This is a genomic window from Curtobacterium sp. MCBA15_004 (genome assembly GCF_001865055.2).
Classification (GTDB): Bacteria; Actinomycetota; Actinomycetes; order Actinomycetales; family Microbacteriaceae; genus Curtobacterium.
Genome location: NZ_CP126266.1, coordinates 140,786 through 163,546, shown reverse-complemented (window position 1 = coordinate 163,546; position 22,761 = coordinate 140,786). Strand labels below are relative to the sequence as shown.

Here is a 22,761-nt window from a genome sequence, read left to right as displayed (position 1 = left end):
CGACCGGACGAGCTCCCGACCATCGACCGCGGCAACGGTGCACGCACCACGCCCATGGTCACCTCGGCACGCGGTGGCACCGGGTTCCTGAACGGGGTCACGACGTTCGAGCCTGGCGCCGCCATCGGGCTGCACACGCACAACTGCGTGGAGTCGGTAATGATCATCGAGGGTGACGCAATCGTTGACATCAACGGCGAGGAGACGCCGTTGACGTTGCACGACACCACGTTCGTTCCCGCGAACATCCCCCACCGGTTCAAAAACGCGTCGGACACGAACCGGATGCGGATCCTCTGGACCTACGCCTCCTTGGACGCGACCCGGACGCTGATCGCGTCCGGCGAGACCGGACGGATCGATGCGGAGCAGGCCCTCGACACGGAGGGACGGTCAGCATGAGTGTCACCGAGATCGCCGAGATCAACATCCTCGACGGCACCACGAACCGATTCGAGGCCGCGGCTGCGGAAGCCGCCGCGCACTTCCAGACCGCGCCAGGATGCCGCACGTTCGAGCTGCGTCGATCGGTCGAACACCCCAACCGATATCGGTTGTTCGTCGGCTGGGACAGCGTCGAGGCGCACACGATCGACTTCCGTCAGTCCGAGGGATTCGCCGCGTGGCGCGCACTCGTCCACACCTTCTTCGCAGAACCGCCCCGGGTCGAGCACGTCAGCACCGTGCTCAAGGCTTTCTGACCGGGAGCACCGACCGCCCTGGCCGGGTCGTGACACACCCGGCCAGGGCATCAACAAAGGGAACACCCGTGAGCGAGACAGCAGACGTCGTCCTGATCGGCGGCGGAGTGATGAGCGCCACCCTCGGCGCGATGCTGAGTCGGCTCGAGCCGACCTGGACCATCCATATCTACGAGAGCGGCCCCAAGCTCGCACTGGAGAGCAGCGGACCGTGGCGGAACGCCGGGACAGGACACAGCGGCCTCTGCGAACCCAACTACATGCCCGAGGGGCCGCACGGCGAGCTCGACGGCACGAAAGCGACCACCATCAACGCCCAGTTCCAGCTGAGCCGTGAGTTCTGGTCCACCTTGGTCCGGGAAGCGACGCTGCCGGAACCCCACACGTTCATCAACTCCGTGCCCCACATGACCTTCGTGCGCGGCGACGACGACGTCGACTACCTGCGCCGGCGCTTCGAGATCTTGCGGACGCGTCCACTCTTCGCGGAGATGGAGCACACCACCGACACCGCGCAGATCGCCGAGTGGGCGCCGCTGCTCACCCAAGAACGTGGTACCGAACCGATCGCCGCGACCCGGTCGACAGCCGGCACGGACGTCGACTTCGGGAGGCTCACAGAGGCTCTCGTGACCGACATCGAGCACCGCGGCGGCGTCGTCCGAACCAACGCGAAAATTGTCGGTCTACGGCGACCGCAGCACGGTCCCTGGTCGGTGACGGTCCGCGCGGCGGGCGAGGCCACACGGAGCGTCTCAGCACGGTTCGTGTTCGTCGGCGCGGGCGGGGCATCGCTCAGCCTTCTGCAGCAAACGGGAATTCCCGAGATCCGGGGGTACGGCGGATTTCCCATCTCAGGCCTGTTCCTGAAGACCACGGCGCCCGCCATCGTCGAACAGCACCACGCGAAGGTGTACGGCAAGGCCGCGGTCGGTGCTCCGCCGATGTCCGTTCCCCACCTCGACACCCGCGTCGTCAACGGCCAGCGTTCCCTGCTGTTCGGCCCGTACGCCGGATTCAGTCCCAAGTTCCTCATCGGCGGCCGCGTCACCGACCTACCCGGATCGATCAGGGGGCACAACCTCGGCCCGCTGCTCTCCGTCGCTGCCGGCAACCCCGGCCTCCTCAAGTACCTCGTAGGAGAGATCCTCGCCAGCCGGCGCAAACGCGACGGTGCCCTCCGTGACTTCGTCCCGAACCTGCAGGCCGACGACTGGGAGCTGATCACCGCCGGTCAACGCGTCCAAGTCATCAAGCCCGACTCACGCGGCCGCGGATCCCTTCAATTCGGCACCGAAGTCGTCGTTGGCGGCAATGGCAGCATCGCCGGCCTGCTCGGGGCCTCACCTGGAGCGTCGACCGCAGTCGCGATCATGCTCGACCTGCTCCGACGGTGCTTCCCCGGGCGCTGGGACGGCTGGCAGCCGACACTCGACGCCCTCATCCCCTCGCACCGCCACGACCTCACCACCGACGCCGCTCGCGCCGAAGCCTCCATCGCCACCACCGCTGACACGCTCAAGCTCACTCCGGTCTGGCACCGTAACGGAAGGACTGCCCCATGACCATCACCCCGCCCTCCGACACCGTCACCCCGGCAGACGTCCGCGCCGATATCGCCGACTGGGTCGACGAAGTCGCGGGTCTCACCCAGCCGAGCGACATCCGATGGTTCGACGGTTCCGACCAGCAGCGCGACGTCATCGCCGACGAGATGGTCGCCGCCGGCACCCTCATCCGGCTGAACGAGGACCTCCGCCCGAACAGCTTCCTCGCACGCTCTGCACCGGAGGACGTCGCACGGGTCGAGGAACGGACATTCATCTGCTCCTTGGACCGGGACGACGCAGGCCCGACGAACAACTGGCGAGCCCCCGCGGCGATGAAGGACGAGCTCCGCAGCCTGTTCGACGGCAGCATGCGCGGTCGGACCATGTGGGTCGTGCCGTTCTCCATGGGCCCCGTCGGGGGAGCGATCTCGCAGATCGGGATCCAAATCACCGACTCCCCATACGCGGTGCTCAGCATGGCGCTGATGACGCGCGCCGGATCCGAAGCGCTCGAGGCGATCGGCCACGACACCGAGTGGGTCCCGGCCCTGCACAGCGTCGGCTACCCGCTCGAGACCGAAGGTGGCATCGCCCGACCGGACGTCGCCTGGCCGCACAACCCGGTGAAGTACATCTCGCACTTCCCGGAGACGCGCGAGATCTGGTCGTTCGGATCCGGGTACGGCGGAAACGCGCTGCTCGGCAAGAAATGCTTCTCGTTGCGCATCGCGTCGGCGATGGCACGCGACGACGGCTGGCTCGCCGAGCACATGCTCCTGATCAAGGTGACCACTCCCGAGGACGCGGTGTTCCACGTCGCCGCAGCGTTCCCGTCCGCCTGCGGCAAGACGAACCTCGCGATGATGACCCCGTCGATCCCCGGCTGGAAGGTCGAAACCATCGGCGACGACATCGCGTGGATGCGTCCCGGAACCGACGGCCGCCTCCGCGCCATCAACCCGGAACGAGGATTCTTCGGCGTCGCACCCGGCACCGGATACACCACGAACCCGACCGCGGTGCACACGCTCTGGGGAAACGCGATCTTCACCAACGTGGCACTCACCGACGACGGCGACATCTGGTGGGAAGGTCTCACCGATGAGGCGCCCGCGCACCTGATCGACTGGCAGGGCAACGACTGGACGCCGAACGCCGGTCGCCCCGCGGCGCACCCCAACGCACGATTCACTGTCGCAGCCGACCAGTGCCCCTCGATCGCGAACGACTGGGACGCGGCAGACGGCGTGCCCGTCGATGCGATCCTCTTCGGCGGACGTCGGGCAACCAACGTGCCGCTCGTAATGCAGGCCCGCGATTGGGACCACGGCGTCTTCATGGGTGCGACGATCTCATCGGAGCAGACCGCCGCCGCAGAAGGCACGGTCGGAGAGCTCCGCCACGACCCATTCGCGATGCTGCCGTTCTGCGGGTACAACATGGCCGACTACTGGGCGCACTGGATCAAGATGCGGGATGTCCTGAACGGGAACACACCCGAGGTCTTCCAGGTGAATTGGTTCCGGAAGGACGCGCGCGGCAAGTTCCTATGGCCGGGCTTCGCCGAAAACTCGCGGGTGATCGAGTGGATCATCCGACGCCTCGAGGGGAAGGTTGCCGGCGTCGTAGACGCCATCGGCCTGCTGCCGCGTCCGGACCAGATCGACACCGACGGCATCGACGTCTCACGGCGACAGCTTGAGCAGCTGTTCGAGATCGACCCGACATCGTGGCTCGAGGAGTGCGACCAGCTGGACCGGCTATTCGACCGATTCGGCCACCGCGTGCCGACGCAGCTGCGCACTCAGCTTGAACTGAATCGGTCCAACCTCCGTCACGCGCAGGACGACGCAGCGCCGTCTCTCCGCGGCCCTAGGTGAAGGTGATTCCGCGGTGTTGCAAGGAGGAGGTCATTGTCGTGCTTTCTGTTCGGGACGTTCAGTGAGATAAGGCGGCGGCATCACGCCACGCGGCGAGTGTGCCCATCAGCAGCGGAGCCAATCGCGCTCCGGATGGAGGACGACACGGATTGCCCTGGTGCCGCTAGTGGCACAGGGCATTGTGCGGCCGCAGTCGTCGCTGGTGAGGCCGACGAGGGATCCGGTCGTGATGCCGCCGACCGTGCCGATCGCGTTCGCGATGATCACTGCCGCGAGCGGGTTGTGCAGGGCGCTTAAGGGTCCCGGAACCCACCAAGGGGGCTATGCTCGTTCTTATGAGCAATCGGGGATCGGACCCGAGACGGACGGACGGACGCTCCGCAGTAGGGGTCTCCTGGCCGACGAACGTAACCATCCCCTCCGGTGTGGCGGTCTGGGCACGGGAGCAAGCGGGACGGTTGACCATCAGCGGACGCGGGTCGGATGCGTCAGCGTTTCGGGTGGTCGACCTCAAGACGTGGGAATCCGTTTCGGACTTCTTCGGCGACCTCGTCGAGCGAGGCGCTCTCGATCGACTTCTCGAGGAGCTCGCCGGGGACCGCTTGCGCGATGCGTCGCGGCGTCGGCAGTCGATGCAGCCTGTGGCCCGGATGGATCCGAACGACCTTGCCACGTGGTCCCCGATGCAGATACTCGCCGCGACGACCGCTGCCCGTTGGTCGTTGCCGGAAGCGTTGGGCGGAACGCCGGAGGAGATCCGCAGGGTGAATCGCGCCTTCCTCACCGTCGTTTGGGGGCTCTAATGAGCCTCGCGTCCAGGCCACAGTTCGGCGTCCAGGCCAGCTTCGAGCCGCGCAATGGTCGCCAGGTCCGGCCACGCCTTCCCCGCGAGCACCGTGAGCAGGGTTACGTTACCCATGCCGACCTCGGCGGCGACAGACCGAACGCTCCGGCCGTTCATCGCCGCGCGGAGGTTGACGACGAACTGCCGCGCCACCTCAGCGAGTGGGTCGGTCGCGGGGACTTCCGGCCAGGGCTCGCCGGCGAGCTCTACCGGCAGTTGCCGCATCGGACGTCCCATAGACCCAGCGTATTGGGCGCCACCGCCACGACACGTCGTTCCCGCTCGTGCGATGAGGTCACGGCCTGCAAAACGGAGCGGCGATGGTGAGAGAAGTCTCCGCGACCGCCTACCGGCCGAAGCTGCCCGCCGATGACTGGGCAGCGATCGAGGAGTACGTGCGCAGCGTCATCCACCGCGTCGAACCGGAGGTCGTTTACTCCGCGCGAGAGCTGTATCCGGCGGTCACACAACTCGTGCACTTCACTCGCACCTCATCAGCCCCGGTCGAAGACGACGTCGTGTTCGACCCGGTACACATCGGCCGGTTCATCAACCACCACCTTGCGTCCTACAACCGGGCGAGTCGGAACACCATCCGCGCACGGCTCCGTCGCGTCTCCGAAACGCTCCTCGGCGACGGCGCCGCAGGAAAGTTCAAGGCGCTAGGGAAGGCTGACGCCTCCAGGCCGTATGTCCGGGCAGAACTCGCCGTCCTCGACGCATGGGCATGGCAGCAGCGGACGATAGAGCGGCGCACCTCGGCGGGTGCACTGCTCGCGTTAGGGCTCGGCGCCGGATTGACCGGAGCGGAGATCATCGCAGCGCGCACGTCCGACATCACTGATGATGGGACGAGCGTCAGCGTGCACGGCGCCGCTTCGCGGACTGTGCCGTTGCTCCCCGAGTGGACCGCCCGCATGCGGGAACGGACGGACTTCATCGGCTCCGACGGGTGGGTGTTCCGCGCGGAACAACGAGGTGGGAACGTCAACCTCATCACCGACTTCGCCTCCCGGAAAGGCCCGACGGTCCAGCTCCAGGCGCGACGTATGCGCGCGACGTGGCTCGCGCATCACCTCGAAACCGGAACACCGCTGAAACAACTGCTGCGCGTCGCCGGACTGCGATCCGCGGAAGCACTCGATCGAGTACTGCCGTTCGTGGATGAGTGAGCGCCCCATCGCCGTCGACGAGTACCGCAAAGCACGTCCATCGGGATGGGTGTGTCTCTACTCGCGTGTTGAGTACTACTGCTGTGGCGTATTGGGAACACTGCAACACGCGACAAACGTCCTGTATCCGGAACACACTGCGATCGAAGTCTTCCGTGACAGACGATGAGGCACGGTCATGGAACTCCCCATCGCCCAGGGGGTTCGAAGCGAGCCAGATGGATCGCGAAGTACGGCGACCTTCGACACTTTACGGCGCGTCAGGCCTCGTCCACCCTCGCCGCCGGCGTCTTCTGGTCATCGATTGGAAGCCACGATCTACACTTTGGCATCACGCCGTTCGTTGATCGTCCAGCTGCGGGACCCCGGGCCATCCCCCGACGGCAAGATGGTCCGAGCTGTCGGAAGAGAAACCCAACCCCGTCAGGTGATCGTGGATCTGCTCGGCTCGACGCGGCGAAGCCATCACAGCTCCGTAGAAACTCCATCGAACGTCCTCTGCCCAATCTGCGTTGGTCGTGCTTGACGTGAGGACGGGGCCCGCTGCCACGAGCGGATCTCCGTCGCGCCCGAAGTCCCACGCTCGAAGCACATCTCGATACGCCCGGAATTCTCGGAGGCCGAGACGAGTGCAGGTGCCAGTGGGAAGGATGAACTCCGAGCCAAACAGGTCCGGAACCATCGCCCAGTCGCGGTACCAGCCCACACTCGTCAACCGACGCTCGAGGACTTTGCTCAGTACGGCCGAAAGCGTCCCCGGCCCGGGCTCGCGGGCATCGAGTGCGACAGCGACCGGACGACCAGCGGCACCCCGGCAGACCTGTCGCCAGAGGTCGTACCAGACGCCTCCCGGCGCGACCGCCGGAATTGCATGAACCGCGATTGAGGCACCGCTCGGATGCGCGTATCGGCGGCGCTGGACAATGAGTTCGTTGCCGTTGGTACGCAGCCACGATGTGCGCGACACGTCAACAGGACTCGGTGTGGTCATACCGACCGATATGCGGCGAAGACGCTACTCCGCGGGCCGGAGCGCTGGAGGCCACAAGCTCTCGGCGTTCTCTTGCTTGCCAGGGTGAACTGGACAGAGGACACCGTTACGGCACGGACCCGTGGCGGTGGGGATTCCGCACTTCTTCTGCATGGCCACGACTCTACGGGGCTGGGACCTGACCCCGCCAAGGACACGATGCTGAGCGTCGGTGCCGACATCGACGTCTGCCACGCGCGCACGCCGCCGCCGTATCGATCGCTCGCGGATGCCGGAAAAGGTGGGGGATCCCGGTCTGTCAGGTCAGAGGTTGGTACGACACGCGTCAACACGACACGCCCGAGCCGCATGCCCCGAAGTGATCTCTGATCTGGCATTTCTTTCGTAAGATCCAGCCGGTTCCGACGTCCGCGCATACAACGGTCATGCAGAACCCGACCGATACCTCAGCAGCAAGCCCTTCCCTTGCGCCCACTTCTGTAGCACACTCTGCTCCAAGAAACGAGCACAACACGCGGGTGCGGGAGGCTCTGATGCGATATCGCCCCGTCCACGTCGCGCCCGCGGACTGGCTCGCCGTCCGGCAGTTCGTCATCGACGCGGTCCTCACCTACGGCCCTACCGATGCTCGAATCGCTATCGAGCTCGTCTCTACCGTCGGACAGTACGTGCTCTGGGCGACGAACGAGCAGCACGCTCCGTTAGATAGAAATGACCTGTTCTACCCGTCGATGATGAATCGCTTCATCCGCAGCCGAACCGGCGCGGAGAGCACGCGAACGATGCTGCGTTCGCGGCTCTACCGTGTTGCGAACGCTGTCGCCGGTGTCGAACGTCACCGCGGTGGTGTGGGTGGCCGCCCGACGACCCCGCTCACCCCGTACTCGCGTCGTGAGCTCGCGGAGCTGGAGTCGTGGGCACGCACCGTCCGCAACCGCCAGAAGCGGCGCGCGGCGCACATCGCGCTCGCTTTCGCCGGCGGCGCCGGCCTGACCACCGGGGAACTGCTCGACCTGCGCGGTGAGGATGCCTTCCGGACCGCGCGCGGCATCTCCGTTCGGGTCGCCAGTGGGCCCCACCAACGGACGGTGCCCGTCCGAGCCGACTGGACGCATTACCTCGACGAGTACGTCCACATGTTCCCCGACGACGAACTGTTGCTCTACCCGACGAATACCGGCAAAGGCCGCCCGAGCGCCTTCAAAACCGTCTACATGGGAGGGCACCCCGCACCGAACCTCCAGCGGCTCCGCGACTCGTGGCTGATGGACGTCATCAACCGGTTCCCTCTCCCCATCGTTCTGGCTGTCGCCGGTGGTGGTCTCAGTTCGCTGCAGCGCTACCTCGACGCGGTGTCCCTCGACAACGTCGGCGAGTACGAGACGGCACTCCGCACGCCACCCCAAGACGCCTCCACCCACACACCCGAATCGAACACGTCACCGGCCCGCGCGCGCACCCACACCACGCAGTCGGCCACCAGCAGTGCAGGCGACTCCCGATGAGCGCCTACGAATCTGGGAACGCTTGGGACACGCAGGTCGCAGCGAGCTTGCCTCCGCAGCGGGTATCCACCGGCGACTCGGTCACGGACCGGGAGGTGAAAGCCGGTGCGGGTGCGCAATCCCTCATCGACGCGGACTTGGTGCTGACCTGGCTCAGCCGGGTGCACATGTCGAAGGTGGTTCCGCGCATCCAAGGATGGCGTGCTGGAGACCGTGCCGCCTCCGGGGCCGCCCCCGGGGGGCGCAAAGCACACATCGACGACACCGTCATCCTCACCATCGCACTCATCCTCGTCATCGAGAACTCCACCGTCCGTGTCCGCGACATGGGCCGCGTGCTCGAGTCGCGTCTCACCCCAGAAGCCCGCGAAGCACTCGGTATCAGCCACCTCTATGACGGCAAGTACCGCGACTGGTACTTCCTGGCGTTCCGCGCACTGCACCGCCTCATCGACACGTTCGACGGGTGGAACCGCAAGCACTGGGCATCGATGACGTACGCCGAGCGCACCGAGTGGGAGAAGAACCTCGACCTGGACCACGTCGACAAGATGCGTGCCCGCGGCGAGTGGTTCACCAACGCGCTCATCGAGATGACGCTCATGCAGCAGCCGCGGAAGTGGCGTCGGAAGCGGACCGCGCTCTCCGTCGACCAGACGACCATGCGAGCCGGCAGCCAGCAGTCCCGGTGGGCACGCGACCGCTACACCAAGCAAGAACTGCCGATGCAGAACCAGTACACCGGCAAGGAAGTCGACAGGCCAGTCCTCGAACTGGAAGCGGACCTCTTCCCACGGAAGAAGAGCCGGAAGAATCGCGACCCCGCAGCCGAAGGCGACACCATCAAAGCTTCGGACTGGGAGATGGTGTTCATGGGGAACATCATCATGGACGTCCACGAAGACCCCGACGCGGACAAGGAAGGCGCTCCACCGCCCCTCATCCGCGCGGCGAGCCTCAGCACCCCGAACAAGCGAATCGGTGAGCACACGATCGCCCTCGTCGACTCACTCCTCGACCGTGGGTACGACATCACCCGGCTCGTCTTCGACCGTGGCTACAGCCAGCTCACGACCGAGCAGTTCCACCAGCCCCTCGCCGACCGCAACATCGACGTCGTCAAGGACTACAAGGGCGGCAAGCACGGCTCGCAGCTCGGCATCAGCAACGGCGTCGGCGGTGCGCCCTTCGCGGACGACCGTTTCTTCTGCGCCGGCACCCCGAAGAACCTGCTCGAGACCGGGAAGAACTTCGACGAAGGAACCATCACCGAAGAACAGCACCGGAAGGAACTCGCTCAGCGCGAAGACTACGAGCTGCGCCTGCACGACCGCGCGAAGGACGGTTCGAAGATGCGGTTCGCATGCCCTGCTCTGGGACCGTCACCGACGGTCGACTGCCCGCTGCGCGAACTGCACGCCAAGGCGAAACCGTCCGAGGAAGCCGACCGGCCGAACATCTACAAGCGAGACATGCCACAGCTTGTGGAGGAGAACCGGGTCTGCTGCCAGAGCACCATCACGGTGAAGGCGAGCGACAACGTCAAGAACCGGCAGAAGCTCCGCTGGCACAGCAAGGAATGGTGGCGGACCTACCGGGTCGGCCGAAACACCATGGAGAGCCTCAACGACACTGTCAAGGACGACATCGAGCTCGACAAGTCTTCCCACCGCCCCATGCGCGGCATGGCCGCGCAGCAGTTCGCCTTCGCGCTCCTCATGGTCGCGACGAACATGAAACGCATCATCGAGTTCGAGCACCAGCTCTACATCCTCGACAAGCGCACCCGGGAAGGTCGTCCGCCCCAGCGTCGCAAGCAGAAGCACGAGCTCCTGCAGCGTCGCCGCGACCGGCTCGGGCGCTCCAACTACAAGGCCAACCCCGACCCCGTGAAGCTCATCCCACTGCAGCGCACGTAAGCCGACACCCCGCCCCGAACCGAACAAGCACCACCAGCACCCCGGACGCATTACCGCGCCCAGAAACGCACCAGAGGCGCCCGGGGTGCTTCAGCGCGCCAGAAAACTCGAGCGCGGAGCCCTTCGGCGGCACGACACGACCCAGACCGCCCCTCCGACGTCCCCTATCGTCCGACAGAAGACCCCGAGAACAAGAAGAACCCCCGGCCGGAGCCGGGGGTTCTTCTTTTGAGCCGAGTTTCGCAAACCGTTGAGGTCAGAAACACAAACGGCCCTGTGGCGGTACCGGTGGGATTTGAACCCACGGTGGAGTTGCCCCCACACATGTTTTCGAGACATGATCCTTCGGCCGCTCGGACACGGTACCGGGAAAGAGTTTACACGATCCGGGAGGCACGTCGAACCACCGCGGGTCGGCCTCCCCTCCACAGGTGGTGCTGTCAGCACGCTCCTCCACAGACGGCCAGCGGCAGGGCCGGGCCCGAGCCGGTCCGCGTACCGTCCTCGGCATGAAGAACCGCACCCTCGTCGCACTGCTCACCTCGGTCCTCGGCGGCGCCGTCGTCATCGGCGGCGGCGCGTTCGGTGCGCGGGCGGGCGTCCGCGGGCAACGGGCGGCCTCGCAGCGGGTCGTCGACATGCTCCCGGTGCACGCCGACTGGTGGCGCGAGCGGCTGCAGCACGAGGGTCAGCTGACCTACCTGGCGATCGGTGACTCCGCCGCCCAGGGAGTAGGAGCGACGGCACCGGCACGGGGTTACGTCGGGCTCCTCGCACGACGGATCCGTCACCGGTCCCGCATGTCGGTCCGCGTCGTGAACCTCAGCGTGTCCGGGTCGACGACGTGGGGCGCGAAGCGGGACCAGCTGCCGAAGCTCCGGAACTACACGCCCGACGTCTGCACCGTGTCGATCGGCGCGAACGACATCGCGGACTTCCACCCGGACAAGTTCGAGCGGAACATCCGGGCGATCTACGGCGCGGTGCCGTCGCACGCGATCGTCGCGGAGCTGCCGTGCATGTGGGTGCCGGACCGGGAGCGCAAGGTGGCGGTCGCGAACGAGATCGTGCACCGGGTCGCCGAGGAGTACGGGTTGACCGTGGCCCCGCTGCACGTGATCACGAAGCGGGTCGGGCTGCGGCGCACGTTCTTCAACAGCTACGGGGACCTGTTCCACCCGAACGACCGCGGGTACGAGATCTGGGCGAGTGCCTTCGAGCCTGCGGTGGACGCGCGAGTCGACACGGTGGCAGCGATCCGGCACTACCTGTCCGCGCGGGAAGCCGAGGACCTCGGCGCCGAGGCCGCTGCGGTCGCCGCCGCCCGCGCGGACCAGGACAACGAGCACGCGGCGGGGTTGGAGCACGCCGCGGCGCTCGAGCACGCCGACCGTCCGACCCGTGCCGAACGGTTCCGGCAGCGCATGACCGGATCGATCCCCCTGCCGCACCACGGTGGTGTCGCACCCGCACCCACCGACGACGAACAGACCGACGTCGACGAACAGACCCGCGTCGAGGACGCCGACGGCAGCACCTCGGACCGGCGTCCCGGTGATGTCGGCGGGGACGCCTAGCCTCGACGCATGGCCCGCACCCAGTCCCTCTACCGCTGCACCGAGTGCGGGTGGACCAGCATCAAGTGGGTCGGCCGCTGCGGCGAGTGCCAGGCGTGGGGCACCGTCGAGGACACCACGGCGGCGGCGGCGAGCTCACGCGGTACCGCAGCGGTCGCGGTCGCCGGTGACCGCACGGCCCGTCCGATCACCCAAGCGCGCGGCACCGCGGTCCAGCGCTGGAACACCGGCATCGGCGAGTTCGACCGCGTGCTCGGCGGCGGCATCGTCCCCGGCGCGGCCGTGCTGCTCTCCGGCGAACCCGGCGTGGGCAAGTCGACCCTCCTGCTCGAGGTCGCCTCGCGCGCCGCGGCGACGGGCAAGCGCGTCCTCTACGTCAGCGCCGAGGAGTCCGTCGACCAGGTGCGACTCCGCGCCGAGCGCACGAACGCCATGCACGACCAGCTGTACCTCGCGAGCGAGGTCGACCTCGGCGTCATCCTCGGTCAGATCGACCAGGTGCAGCCCGACCTCGTGATCGCCGACTCCGTGCAGACGATCTCGTCGAGTTCGGTGGACGGGATCGCGGGCGGCACGTCCCAGGTCCGCGAGGTCGCGTCGACGCTCATCCGGGTGGCGAAGGACCGCGGACTGCCGGTCCTCATCGTCGGCCACGTGACGAAGGACGGCACGATCGCCGGGCCCCGACTGCTCGAACACCTCGTCGACGTCGTGTGCCACTTCGAGGGTGACCGGCAGACCGCCCTCCGCTTCGTCCGGGCGTTGAAGAACCGCTTCGGCCCGACCGACGAGGTCGGCTGCTTCGACATGGCCGGCGACGGCATCCACGAGGTGCCCGACCCCAGCGGGCTGTTCATGTCGCGCAACGGCACGCCCGTGTCCGGCACGTGCGTGACCGTCGCGCTCGAGGGCCGACGCGCGCTCCCCGTCGAGGTGCAGGCCCTCGTCGTGCCGAGCTCGGCGCCGCAGCCGCGCCGGGTCGTGAACGGTGTCGACGCGTCGCGCGTGGCGATGCTGCTCGCCGTCCTCGAACGCCGTGCCGGTCTGAAGCTGTCCGACGCGGACGTCTACGTATCGACGGTCGGCGGCATGAAGCTCACCGAGCCCGGCGCCGACCTCGCGATCGCCCTCGCGCTGGCCAGTGCGGCACGCGACCGCCCGTACCCGCACACCCTCGCGGCGATCGGTGAGATCAGCCTCGCCGGCGAGATCCGTCCCGCGAACGGCGCGAAGCAACGCGCGAGCGAGGCTGCTCGGCTCGGGTTCACGACGGTCCTCGGGGCGGGCTCCGAGCACCTGCGCGAGGCGCTCCGCGTCGCGTTCTCGCTCACCCAGTCGGCGCGCGAGCGGGAACTCGACCGCGCGTTCTGACCGGCCCGATCCGCGCAGTGGCGGGCCGGACGCACGGGGCGGAGGCGAGCCGCGCCTCCAGGCCGGCTACGCGCGCAGCGCGGCCAACAGCTCGGCGGGCGACGACTGCATCGTGTGCGGCCCCGCGATGTCGAAGAACACACCCTCGAGCGAATCGAGGTGCGCGGCGAGGAACTCCTCGAGCCGCGGCGCGTCGTAGACCATGACCTGCCGGATCTTCTCGTCGGGCACCATCGCCGTGTAGGCGTCCGCCGACGAGAACAGCAGCAGGATGCGTTTGTCCGACCCCTCACGGCCGAACACCCGGACCTGCATGTCCTTCTTCCCCGTGACGAGCCGGGGGACGATCACGATGTCGTTGCGCAGGGCGAACGCGACCGCGGCCACGTCCTGCTTCGCGAGGGCCTCCTCGAGCTGCTCGCTCCGGAAGCGCTGTTCCTTGTCTGCCATCGCCCCTAGTCCACCAGATCTCGCCGGTCCGCGCGGACAGCCGGACCGGACGCCGGGAGGCGGTCGTCCTCGACCCCGAGGCCCGCGACGGCGTTCGCGAAGCCGCGGCGGTCCCGCGTCGCGATCAGGCCGACGACGGCGGCGACGGCCAGGGCCGTCCCGACGAGGCCGGAGAACGGGAACGTCACGGCGCCGGCGAACGACCAGCCGCCGGATCCGAGTGCCCACCTCGCGAGTCGGCGGCCGGGGTCGGGCACCGGGGTCGGTCGGAGCCGGACGACGTGCTCGCCCAGCGTCCGGCCGGTGACCAGCACGACCACGAGCTGGCCGAGGGGCGCGACGAGTGACGCCGCGGTGACGGTGCCGGTCGCCAGGAGCGACCGCTCGTCCACCTCCAGGAGCGCGAGTGTGATCGCGGCACCCGAGGAGAGCAGGCCGGTCGTGAACACGACGGCCAGCAGGTCCGCCAGCATGCCGAACGCACGCCGGAGGAACGTGACCGGTCTGGGTGCGGACGCGTCGGACGGGCGGTCCGAACCGGCGAGCACCGCGACGAGGGGCGCGGCGAACGTCCCGAGTGCGGCTCCGGTGGTGTTCGCGAGCAGGTCGTCGACGTCGAACAGCCGGTAGGCGCACTCGTAGAGGAACCAGTCGCCGGTGAGCTGGGTGGTCTCGACGAGCAGCGACACGACGAACCCGACGGCCGCGCCGACCAGGAGACCGGTGAACCAGCGGTGCCGCAGGACCGCGTGCCGGACGAGCGCGCCGAGCGGCACGAACAGGACCACGTTCAGCAGGACCTGTGCCGCGGCGGGGTTGGCGAGCAGGGACCGCGGGCCGCTGATGCCGCCCTCGCGGGCGATGTCCTGCAGGAAGGTGAACGGCACGAGCTGCGGCGAGGGGCTCGGGCACAGGGATGCGGGGTCGTCCGGGAGCGGCAGGAGGGTGTACGTCACGAGGGCCAGCGCGTACACGAGCGTCCCGAACGCGACCACGCCACGCCGGAACCCGAGGACTCCGTGGCGCCGGTACTCGAGCGCCGCCCAGGGTACGAGCGCGGCGACCGCGAGGGCCGTCCCGGCAACGAAGGCGATCACTCCCGGCAGCACACTTCCCACGTCGGACAGGGTACGCAAGTCAGATTCTCGGGACGGATCTCGCCAGGGGACTCCCGCAGAGGCCACTCGGCACTGTAGGTTGGTCTCAACCGCTCCGGCGGGAGTCCATCGTTCTTCTGGTGCTCTGCACCTTCGAGCGCCAACGGTCACTGACCTTCCCAGGTCGCCTGGCCCCGAACCCGTTCCGCCGGCCCATGCCCGCGGGGCGCATCGATCTACGACATCCGTCGGTGGATCGGCGGCAGTACGTGCCGCCTCGCAAGACAGGCAGCGATATCTCGCCTGGCAAGAAAGTAAGGAAACGCCATCATGGCAACTGGCACCGTCAAGTGGTTCAACAACGAAAAGGGCTTCGGCTTCATCGCTCCGGACGACGGCAGCGCCGACGTCTTCGCGCACTTCTCCGCGATCGGTGGCAACGGCTACAAGTCGCTCGAGGAGAACCAGAAGGTGGAGTTCGAGATCACCGAGGGCCGCAAGGGCCCGCAGGCGGAGAACATCACCGTCATCGGCTGATCACCGCATCTGCTCGAACGGGCTCGTCGTCTTCGGACGGCGGGCCCGTTCTGCGTCTGCGGGGAGCGACCGGAGCGCAACGTCGCGCCCCCGCACCCCGCGCCCCCGCGCCCCCGCGCCCCCGCGCCCTAGTTCAGGACGAACTGCGCCGCCTTCGCCGACTGCAGCTCCCCCACCGCCACGGTCAGGTGGTAGCTCGCCCCGCCACCGGTGACCGCCGGCCGCGAGCTGTCGCACGTGGTCGTCGACGAGCGCGTCCGGTCCCAGGTGATCGACGGCGTCGTGAGGGTCTGCCCCGCCTTGATCGTCACGTCCTGGCTGGTGCCGTTCGTCTGGCAGTCCTTCGACGACCAGTACTGCTCGTCGCCGGAGCTGATCGTGAGCACCTGCTGCGCCGACCCGAGGTCCATGTGGCACGTGGTCGATCCGGTGTTCGTGATCGACATGGCGATCTTCGGGTCCTCGGTGGGGCCGTACGAGCTCTTGTCGAGGACCGGCTTCAGTGCGATGTCGTCCTTCGTGCAGGTGTCCCCGTCGCCGGCGGCCGCGGCCGATGCCGACGGGGACGGCGACGCTGCGTCAGCAGCGCCGGCTGCGTCGGACTTCGCCGATGACGCGGCCGGCGACGCGGATGCCGACGGTGACGCCGACGGACCGGTCGCCGACGTCGCTCCGCTCCCCCGGCCCACGACGATCAGCACGACCACCACGACCACGAGGAGCAGGACCCCGAGCACGAGCGCCCGGCGGCGCCAGTAGACACGGGAGGACTCGGGTCCGACGGGGTGGCGCAGGGAGGACATGCGCACAGGGTAGGGCGAACGCGCCGCACCCCGGGGAGCGACGCCGGGGCACCGCGGAAAGCGTCAGAGGATCTTCAGCATGCGGGTGTTGCCGAGGGTGTTCGGCTTGACCCGGGCGAGGTCGAGGAACTCCGCGACCCCCTCGTCGGACGACCGCACGAGCTCGGCGTAGACGTCGGGGTCGACGACCTGCTCGCCGATCTCGAGGTAGCCGTGCTTCGTGAAGAAGTCGACCTCGAAGGTCAGGCAGAAGATCCGGGCGACCCCGAGCTCGCGGGCGTCGTGCTCGAGCGCCTCGAGCATGCGGTGGCCGACGCGCTTGTGGATCCACGCCTCGTCGAGGGCGAGTGTGCGCACCTCGGCGATGTCGTCCCAGAACACCGCGAGCGCACCGCAGCCGATCGGCACACCGTCCGGACCCTCGGCGATCCGGAACTGCTGGATCGAGCCGTAGAGGGCGACGTTCTCCTTGCCGAGGAGGATCCGCCGGTCGACGTACGGGGCGATGAGCCGCTGGATGTGCGGCACGTCCGACGCGAGTGCGGGTCGCACGCGGATGCCGTGCTCGTCCCGCTCGTCGAACGCGTGCTTCCCGTGTGCAGTCATCCTCCCGAGCATAGGACGGCGGAGCGTGCACCGCCGCAACGCGCCAGCACCCACGCTCCGCGCCGCCCGAGGGGGACACCGCCCTGGACCCCGTCCAGCCGCACCCGCCTACCGTCCCAGGTGCAGGCAACACGCCACGAACACCCCAGTACGACGAAACGAAGGAGCGGCCGTGCCCCAGATCATCGAGACCGTCGACGTCAACGTCCCCGTCCGCCAGGCCTACGACCAGTGGACCCGGTTCGAGGAGTTCCCGCACTTCCTCGACGAGGTCGAGAAGATCGTCCAGGTCGACGACACCACCACCGACTGGACCGTGAAGGTGGCCGGCCAGGAGCGTCAGTTCCGTGCCGTCATCACCGAGCAGCACCCGGACGAGCGTGTCGCGTGGACCGTCAAGGACGGCGACACCGACCACGCGGGCGTCGTCACGTTCCACAAGCTCGCGGACGCCGAGACCCGCGTCACCGTGCAGATCGACTGGGAGCCCTCCGGCATCCTCGAGAAGCTCGGTTCCGCCGTCGGCGTCGGCGGCCACGCCGTCAAGAAGGACCTCCAGAACTACAAGGAGCGCGTCGAGAACGCCCCGACCGAGCCGGGTTGGCGCGGCGACGTCCAGGCCTGACGCCCGGGCGTCCTGAAGCAAGGACCCACAGACGGGAGGCGCGGTGCCAGCTGGCACCGCGCCTCCCGTCCGTCGTGTGGTCGCGGCAGACCGCCGACCGCACCGCCGCGCACATCGCACGCTGGCAGAGTGGCTGGCATGAAGCTCCTGCGCACCGCACTCACCGGCACCGCGATCGCCACCGCGGGGAGCGTCGCGCTCGGCGCCGCTGCCGCGCGACGCCTGCTCCACCCCGCGCCGTTCACGCCGCCGGAGTCCGAGCTCGTGTGGACGACGGCCGACGAGGTCCCGGGCACCGAACCGGACGGCATCGCCGAGACGCACGTCGTGCACGTCCACGGGCAGTCGATCGGGCCGCAGCAGGTCCTCCGCGGGCTGCGGGTGTGGCGGGAGCTCGGCGCCTCGAACCAGGTCGTGGACACGTCGGGGCTGCCGCTGCGGTCCCTCGACCCGACCGCGGTCGACCGGATCGCCGCCGCCGCACACGCTGCCCGGGCACGGGGCGCCCGCCGGGTCGTGCTGCAGGGCTGGTCCGCCGGGGCCCTCGCGGCGTCCGCAGCCGCCGCACGGACGCCCGTGGACGGCATCGTCGGTGTCGCGCCGTTGCTCGACGTCCGGTCGGCCCTCCGCGGCGCCGTGACCGCGTCCCGGTTCCCCGCGGCCGTCGGGACCGTGGCGGTGCGTGTGGCGACCACCTCGGGCCTGAGCCGGCTCGCCGGTGTGCCGTACCCGCTCAGCGTCACCCGGTGGCAGGACGAGGGCACACCGACCCTGCTGCTGCACTCGGCGGCCGACCCGCTCGTCGACCCGGACGACGTCGCCACCCGGCGTGCGCACGGGGCCGAGGTCGTGACGTTCGCCACGGCGCGGCACACGCTCGAGTGGAACGAGGACCCGGAGCGCTGGGAGCAGGCCGTCCGCACGTTCGCCGCTGCCCTGCCCGCCTGAGCCCGCCTGGACGGGACCGGGCCGGGCCGCCGGGCCGGGCCCGCGCACGGATGGAGCAGACAACGTCGCCCGGACCGGGCCGACCCGACGTCTGCTGCTCCATCCCGGAGCGTGCATGACGGCGGGGGACCCCCGAACGCGTAAGTGGCCCCGATCCGAAGGGACCGGGGCCACTGACGTCCAGCCAGTTGGGGGGAACAGCCGGACATCGTGCACGAGGCGTTGGGGGGAACCCCTCGCACAGGGACAACGGTACCCCCGGACGAGGGTCAGGTCCGGCTCCGACGCGAAGTCATCCCGTATCCGCACTCCGGACGGACGGAAGGCGCAGCACCCGGGGGTGCTGCGCCTTCCGTGCCGGACCCGGGGGTCGGCCTGGGCCGGAGGGGCCTAGGACTCGATCTCGCCCTGCGGGGTCTCGGGTGCCTTCTCGAGCGACGGGGCCCCGGCGAGGACCTCCTCACGACCCGGCTGACGCCCGGTCTCGAACTGGAACGCGCCGTCGGCGAAGTCGACCTTCACGTGGTCGCCGGCCGTGAGCTCACCCTGCAGGATGTGCTCGGACAGCTGGTCCTCGACCTCGTGCTGCATCGCGCGACGCAGCGGGCGTGCACCGAGTGCCGGGTCGAACCCGACCTTGATGAGCTGCTCCTTGGCCGGGAGCGTGAGCTCGACGGTCATGTCGCGGTCGAGCAGACGGTCGGCCAGACGCTTCACGAACAGGTCCACGATCTGCAGCAGCTCGGGCTGCGACAGCTGCGGGAACACGATCGTGTCGTCGACGCGGTTCAGGAACTCGGGCTTGAAGTGCTTCTTGAGCTCCTCGTTCACCTTCGAGCGCATGCGGTCGTAGCCGACGGCCGAGTCGCCCTCGACCTGGAAGCCCACCGGGCCACCGGCGATGCCCTGCGAACCGAGGTTCGTGGTCATGATGATGACGGTGTTCTTGAAGTCGACCACGCGGCCCTGGCCATCGGTCAGACGACCCTCTTCGAGGACCTGCAGCAGCGAGTTGAAGATGTCCGGGTGGGCCTTCTCGATCTCGTCGAACAGGACCACGGAGAACGGCTTGCGGCGCACCTTCTCGGTGAGCTGGCCGCCCTCCTCGAACCCGACGAACCCGGGAGGGGCACCGAACAGGCGCGAGACCGTGTGCTTCTCGCCGAACTCCGACATGTCGAGGGAGATCAGTGCGCCCTCGTCGTCGAACAGGAACTCGGCCAGGGCCTTGGCGAGCTCGGTCTTCCCGACGCCCGTGGGGCCGGCGAAGATGAACGAGCCGGAGGGACGGTTCGGGTCCTTCAGGCCGGCGCGGGTGCGGCGGATGGTCTTGGAGAGCGCCGAGATGGCTTCTTCTTGACCGATGACGCGCTCGTGCAGGGCCTTCTCCATGAAGACGAGACGCGAGGTCTCCTCTTCCGTGAGCTTGAAGACCGGGATGCCCGTGGCCTGCGCCAGGACCTCGGCGATGATGCCCTCGTCGACGGTGCCGGACGCGGCGACGTCACCCGCACGCCACTGCTTCTCGAGGCGGAGACGCTCGCCGAGGAGCTTCTTCTCCTCGTCGCGCAGGCTCGCGGCCTTCTCGAAGTCCTGCTCCTCGATCGCGGCTTCCTTGGACCCGCGGACCGTCGAGATCTTCTCGTCGAACTCGCGGAGCTCCGGTGGCGCCGACAGGATCGACAGGCGGAGGCGTGCGCCGGCCTCGTCGATCAGGTCGATGGCCTTGTCCGGCAGGAAGCGGTCCTGCACGTAGCGGTCGGCCAGGTTCGCCGCGGCGACGATCGCGCCGTCGGTGATGGACACCTTGTGGAACGCCTCGTACTTGTCGCGGAGGCCCTTGAGGATGTTGATCGCGTGCGGCAGCGACGGCTCGTTGACCTGCACCGGCTGGAAGCGGCGCTCGAGTGCGGCGTCCTTCTCGAAGTGCTTGCGGTACTCGTCGAGCGTGGTGGCGCCGACGGTCTGCAGCTCACCGCGGGCGAGCAGCGGCTTGAGGATCGAGGCCGCGTCGATCGCGCCCTCGGCGGCACCGGCACCCACGAGGGTGTGGATCTCGTCGATGAAGACGATGATGTCGCCGCGGGTGCGGATCTCCTTCGTGACCTTCTTCAGGCGCTCCTCGAAGTCACCGCGGTAGCGGGAACCGGCGATGAGCGAACCGAGGTCGAGCGAGTAGAGCTGCTTGTCCTTGAGCGTCTCCGGGACGTCGCCCTTGACGATCGCCTGGGCGAGGCCCTCGACGACCGCGGTCTTGCCGACGCCGGGCTCACCGATCAGGACGGGGTTGTTCTTGGAACGGCGGGAGAGGATCTGCATGACCCGCTCCATCTCCTTCTCGCGCCCGATGACCGGGTCGAGCTTGCCGTCACGCGCGGCCTGGGTGAGGTTCCGACCGAACTGGTCGAGGACCTGCGAACCCTGCTGGGCGTTCTGCTGCGTCTCGCCACCGACGGCGACCGCTTCCTTGCCCTGGTACCCGGACAGGAGCTGGATGACCTGCTGGCGGACGCGGTTGAGGTCCGCACCGAGCTTGACGAGCACCTGTGCGGCGACGCCCTCGCCCTCGCGGATGAGGCCGAGCAGGATGTGCTCGGTCCCGATGTAGTTGTGACCGAGCTGCAGCGCCTCGCGCAGGGACAGCTCGAGCACCTTCTTGGCGCGCGGCGTGAACGGGATGTGCCCGGTCGGCTGCTGCTGCCCCTGCCCGATGATGTCCTGGACCTGCTCGCGGACGGCATCGAGCGAGATGCCGAGCGACTCCAGCGCCTTGGCGGCGACGCCCTCGCCCTCGTGGATGAGGCCGAGGAGGATGTGCTCGGTGCCGATGTAGTTGTGGTTGAGCATCTTCGCTTCTTCTTGAGCGAGGACGACAACACGACGGGCTCGGTCGGTGAATCTCTCGAACATGTGCTCTCCCTTGCCGGACCGGTGGAGGCCCGGTGACGTACGTCGAGACTAACCAGCGCACCCCCGGAGGGCTGCCCCTGTTCGCCGTGGGCGTGACCTCGCTTCGCACCGTGCGCAGACCGGTCCTCCCGGCGGCCGCTGGGTACGCTCGGGGCATGGAGCAGCCCGTCGTCGGCCTCGTGGTCCACCCGACCAAGAACGTGCAGGAGTCCGTCCGGACACTGCAGCGCTGGAAGGGGTCCGGGCAGGGTCGGCTGATCGCCCGACGTGCGGACGCGCAGCGCATCGGCGGCGAGGTCGAGGTGCTCGACGACGACGACTTCACCGAGCGGGTCGACCTGGTCGTGGCACTCGGCGGCGACGGCACGATGCTCGGCGCCATGCGGCTCGTGGCGAAGCGCCCGGTGCCGGTGCTCGGCGTGAACTACGGCAACGTCGGGTTCCTCGTGGAGATCGAGCCGCCGGACCTCGAGGCCGCCCTCGACCGACTGTCCGCCGGCGACTACCAGCTCGAACCGCACCACGCGCTCGAGGCCCGACTGTCCTGGAGCGGGGCCCGCACCGACTACCTCGCGTTCAACGACCTGACCGTCGTGCGGCGTCCCGGCGCGGGTCAGGTCTCGGCGGACCTCAGCGTCGGCGGACTCGGCTACGGCTACTACCGCGCGGACGCCATCGTCGCCTCGACGCCGGCGGGCTCCACCGCGTACAACTACGCCGCGGGCGGACCGGTGCTCTCCCCCGCGCTGTCGGGCTCCGTCGTGACGCCGGTCGCCCCGATGGCCGGCATCGACCGCTCGGTGGTGCTCGCGGCGCGGGAGCGCTACCGGCTCGACATCGCCGAGGGCACCCGGAGCGCCGCGCTCGAGGTCGACGGGCTCGTCGTCGGCGAGGTCGCGACCGGGGCGCAGATCGACGTCCGGCTGCGCAAGGACGCCGGGAGCGTGGTGCGACTCGACGCCGAGCGGCACGGGCGCACCGGACGCGTGAAGCTCAGCCTGCTCGACCTGCCGGTCCGTCCGGACCAGCTCATCGAGCTCATCCCGCACGACCTGCGGCAGCGCCTGAACCGCGACGTCGAGGACTGACCGGAGCGGTCCGCCGACCGGGCCGACGAGACGACCGACCGGCACGGACCACCACCCGCGCAGGGGGGACCCGGACCCGGCCCCGGACAGACGAGTGGCCCGCCCAGGCAGTGCCTGGACGGGCCGTCCCATCACCCCACCGGACCGCCTTCCCACGGAACGGCCCGGTTCCCCGTGCCGACGCTCA

General features: G+C 68.6%; 20 protein-coding genes and 1 tRNA gene. 14 read left to right on the top strand and 7 right to left on the bottom strand.

The annotated features are described in order from the left end of the window. Positions 1 to 54 precede the first annotated feature (54 nt). The 5 genes from QOL16_RS00820 to QOL16_RS00800 all read left to right on the top strand — a co-directional run bounded on the left by QOL16_RS00820 (position 55) and on the right by QOL16_RS00800 (position 4,934). Positions 55 to 402 (top strand): cupin domain-containing protein, encoded by a 348-nt coding sequence (locus QOL16_RS00820; RefSeq protein ID WP_254780169.1) that lies wholly within the window; start codon positions 55 to 57, stop codon positions 400 to 402. Next, positions 399 to 701 carry an antibiotic biosynthesis monooxygenase gene (locus QOL16_RS00815; protein WP_071282713.1) on the top strand — a complete coding sequence of 101 codons (303 nt, stop codon included), beginning with the start codon at positions 399 to 401 and terminating at the stop codon, positions 699 to 701. Before QOL16_RS00820 ends, QOL16_RS00815 begins: the two co-directional genes overlap by 4 nt. 68 nt (positions 702 to 769) lie before the next feature. Next, positions 770 to 2,266: a malate dehydrogenase (quinone) gene (mqo, locus tag QOL16_RS00810; RefSeq protein WP_071282711.1), complete on the top strand. Its 1,497-nt coding sequence runs from the start codon at positions 770 to 772 to the stop codon at positions 2,264 to 2,266. Further along, entirely contained in the window at positions 2,263 to 4,131 is a 1,869-nt protein-coding gene (locus QOL16_RS00805) for a phosphoenolpyruvate carboxykinase (GTP) (protein WP_071282709.1), read from the top strand. The genes mqo and QOL16_RS00805 overlap by 4 nt, the downstream gene beginning before the upstream one ends. A 500-nt stretch (positions 4,132 to 4,631) precedes the next feature. Next, positions 4,632 to 4,934 (top strand): hypothetical protein, encoded by a 303-nt coding sequence (locus QOL16_RS00800; protein ID WP_071282707.1) that lies wholly within the window; start codon positions 4,632 to 4,634, stop codon positions 4,932 to 4,934. Here QOL16_RS00800 and QOL16_RS00795 read toward each other — a convergent pair. Then, a complete protein-coding gene (locus QOL16_RS00795; protein ID WP_139197397.1) occupies positions 4,931 to 5,212 on the bottom strand; it encodes an XRE family transcriptional regulator in 282 nt (93 codons plus the stop codon). The two genes, QOL16_RS00800 and QOL16_RS00795, sit on opposite strands and share 4 nt — an antisense overlap. An 83-nt stretch (positions 5,213 to 5,295) precedes the next feature. On the opposite strand from QOL16_RS00795, the gene QOL16_RS00790 reads away from it, so the two are divergent. The 3 genes from QOL16_RS00790 (at position 5,296) to QOL16_RS00780 (ending at position 10,562) form a co-directional block, all read left to right on the top strand. Continuing rightward, the gene (locus tag QOL16_RS00790) at positions 5,296 to 6,147 is read left to right on the top strand and encodes a hypothetical protein (RefSeq protein WP_071282705.1); all 852 of its coding nucleotides are present in this window, start codon (positions 5,296 to 5,298) and stop codon (positions 6,145 to 6,147) included. Positions 6,148 to 7,671: 1,524 nt separating this feature from the next. Beyond that, positions 7,672 to 8,643 (top strand): hypothetical protein, encoded by a 972-nt coding sequence (locus tag QOL16_RS00785; protein ID WP_305411198.1) that lies wholly within the window; start codon positions 7,672 to 7,674, stop codon positions 8,641 to 8,643. A gap of 167 nt (positions 8,644 to 8,810) precedes the next feature. Then, entirely contained in the window at positions 8,811 to 10,562 is a 1,752-nt protein-coding gene (locus tag QOL16_RS00780) for a hypothetical protein (RefSeq protein WP_175473039.1), read from the top strand. Positions 10,563 to 10,839: 277 nt separating this feature from the next. Here QOL16_RS00780 and QOL16_RS00775 read toward each other — a convergent pair. Next, a tRNA-Ser gene (locus tag QOL16_RS00775) sits at positions 10,840 to 10,929 on the bottom strand. Positions 10,930 to 11,071: 142 nt separating this feature from the next. Here QOL16_RS00775 and QOL16_RS00770 point away from each other — a divergent pair. Continuing rightward, positions 11,072 to 12,139 carry an SGNH/GDSL hydrolase family protein gene (locus QOL16_RS00770; RefSeq protein ID WP_071282699.1) on the top strand — a complete coding sequence of 356 codons (1,068 nt, stop codon included), beginning with the start codon at positions 11,072 to 11,074 and terminating at the stop codon, positions 12,137 to 12,139. A gap of 9 nt (positions 12,140 to 12,148) precedes the next feature. Continuing rightward, entirely contained in the window at positions 12,149 to 13,510 is a 1,362-nt protein-coding gene (gene radA / locus QOL16_RS00765; RefSeq protein ID WP_071282697.1) for a DNA repair protein RadA, read from the top strand. A gap of 66 nt (positions 13,511 to 13,576) precedes the next feature. Here radA and QOL16_RS00760 read toward each other — a convergent pair whose 3' ends face one another. Both QOL16_RS00760 and QOL16_RS00755 read right to left on the bottom strand, forming a co-directional pair. Next, a complete protein-coding gene (locus QOL16_RS00760; protein WP_065963950.1) occupies positions 13,577 to 13,960 on the bottom strand; it encodes an SseB family protein in 384 nt (127 codons plus the stop codon). Between the two features lie 5 nt (positions 13,961 to 13,965). Continuing rightward, positions 13,966 to 15,078 carry a VanZ family protein gene (locus QOL16_RS00755; protein ID WP_175473038.1) on the bottom strand — a complete coding sequence of 371 codons (1,113 nt, stop codon included), beginning with the start codon at positions 15,076 to 15,078 and terminating at the stop codon, positions 13,966 to 13,968. Positions 15,079 to 15,387: 309 nt separating this feature from the next. Between QOL16_RS00755 and QOL16_RS00750 the strand changes: the two genes are divergently transcribed. Then, a complete protein-coding gene (locus QOL16_RS00750; protein WP_065963953.1) occupies positions 15,388 to 15,594 on the top strand; it encodes a cold-shock protein in 207 nt (68 codons plus the stop codon). Between the two features lie 128 nt (positions 15,595 to 15,722). Here QOL16_RS00750 and QOL16_RS00745 read toward each other — a convergent pair whose 3' ends face one another. Together QOL16_RS00745 and QOL16_RS00740 are read right to left on the bottom strand one after the other, a co-directional pair. After that, a complete protein-coding gene (locus QOL16_RS00745) occupies positions 15,723 to 16,397 on the bottom strand; it encodes a hypothetical protein (protein WP_071283170.1) in 675 nt (224 codons plus the stop codon). 63 nt (positions 16,398 to 16,460) lie between these two features. After that, positions 16,461 to 17,003: an amino-acid N-acetyltransferase gene (locus QOL16_RS00740; RefSeq protein WP_065961751.1), complete on the bottom strand. Its 543-nt coding sequence runs from the start codon at positions 17,001 to 17,003 to the stop codon at positions 16,461 to 16,463. A gap of 172 nt (positions 17,004 to 17,175) precedes the next feature. Between QOL16_RS00740 and QOL16_RS00735 the strand changes: the two genes are divergently transcribed. Continuing rightward, positions 17,176 to 17,628 carry an SRPBCC family protein gene (locus QOL16_RS00735; RefSeq protein ID WP_065961749.1) on the top strand — a complete coding sequence of 151 codons (453 nt, stop codon included), beginning with the start codon at positions 17,176 to 17,178 and terminating at the stop codon, positions 17,626 to 17,628. A 138-nt stretch (positions 17,629 to 17,766) separates the two neighbouring features. Then, the gene (locus tag QOL16_RS00730; protein ID WP_139197400.1) at positions 17,767 to 18,576 is read left to right on the top strand and encodes a hypothetical protein; all 810 of its coding nucleotides are present in this window, start codon (positions 17,767 to 17,769) and stop codon (positions 18,574 to 18,576) included. A 390-nt stretch (positions 18,577 to 18,966) separates the two neighbouring features. Here the strand turns inward: QOL16_RS00730 and QOL16_RS00725 are convergent, their stop codons facing one another. Further along, positions 18,967 to 21,486 (bottom strand): ATP-dependent Clp protease ATP-binding subunit, encoded by a 2,520-nt coding sequence (locus QOL16_RS00725; RefSeq protein WP_071282693.1) that lies wholly within the window; start codon positions 21,484 to 21,486, stop codon positions 18,967 to 18,969. A gap of 155 nt (positions 21,487 to 21,641) precedes the next feature. Here QOL16_RS00725 and QOL16_RS00720 point away from each other — a divergent pair, with 155 nt between their 5' ends. Then, positions 21,642 to 22,574 (top strand): NAD(+)/NADH kinase, encoded by a 933-nt coding sequence (locus tag QOL16_RS00720; protein WP_065961741.1) that lies wholly within the window; start codon positions 21,642 to 21,644, stop codon positions 22,572 to 22,574. The last annotated feature ends 187 nt before the right edge of the window (positions 22,575 to 22,761 follow it).

Coding starts and splice junctions, on each gene's coding strand:
- QOL16_RS00820 (WP_254780169.1), top strand. CDS start 55: ATGGTCACCTCGGCACGCGGTGGCACCGGGTTCCTGAACGGGGTCACG.
- QOL16_RS00815 (WP_071282713.1), top strand. CDS start 399: ATGAGTGTCACCGAGATCGCCGAGATCAACATCCTCGACGGCACCACG.
- QOL16_RS00805 (WP_071282709.1), top strand. CDS start 2,263: ATGACCATCACCCCGCCCTCCGACACCGTCACCCCGGCAGACGTCCGC.
- QOL16_RS00795 (WP_139197397.1), bottom strand. CDS start 5,212: ATGGGACGTCCGATGCGGCAACTGCCGGTAGAGCTCGCCGGCGAGCCC.
- QOL16_RS00790 (WP_071282705.1), top strand. CDS start 5,296: ATGGTGAGAGAAGTCTCCGCGACCGCCTACCGGCCGAAGCTGCCCGCC.
- QOL16_RS00785 (WP_305411198.1), top strand. CDS start 7,672: ATGCGATATCGCCCCGTCCACGTCGCGCCCGCGGACTGGCTCGCCGTC.
- QOL16_RS00780 (WP_175473039.1), top strand. CDS start 8,811: ATGTCGAAGGTGGTTCCGCGCATCCAAGGATGGCGTGCTGGAGACCGT.
- QOL16_RS00770 (WP_071282699.1), top strand. CDS start 11,072: ATGAAGAACCGCACCCTCGTCGCACTGCTCACCTCGGTCCTCGGCGGC.
- radA (WP_071282697.1), top strand. CDS start 12,149: ATGGCCCGCACCCAGTCCCTCTACCGCTGCACCGAGTGCGGGTGGACC.
- QOL16_RS00760 (WP_065963950.1), bottom strand. CDS start 13,960: ATGGCAGACAAGGAACAGCGCTTCCGGAGCGAGCAGCTCGAGGAGGCC.
- QOL16_RS00750 (WP_065963953.1), top strand. CDS start 15,388: ATGGCAACTGGCACCGTCAAGTGGTTCAACAACGAAAAGGGCTTCGGC.
- QOL16_RS00745 (WP_071283170.1), bottom strand. CDS start 16,397: ATGTCCTCCCTGCGCCACCCCGTCGGACCCGAGTCCTCCCGTGTCTAC.
- QOL16_RS00740 (WP_065961751.1), bottom strand. CDS start 17,003: ATGACTGCACACGGGAAGCACGCGTTCGACGAGCGGGACGAGCACGGC.
- QOL16_RS00730 (WP_139197400.1), top strand. CDS start 17,767: ATGAAGCTCCTGCGCACCGCACTCACCGGCACCGCGATCGCCACCGCG.
- QOL16_RS00725 (WP_071282693.1), bottom strand. CDS start 21,486: ATGTTCGAGAGATTCACCGACCGAGCCCGTCGTGTTGTCGTCCTCGCT.
- QOL16_RS00720 (WP_065961741.1), top strand. CDS start 21,642: ATGGAGCAGCCCGTCGTCGGCCTCGTGGTCCACCCGACCAAGAACGTG.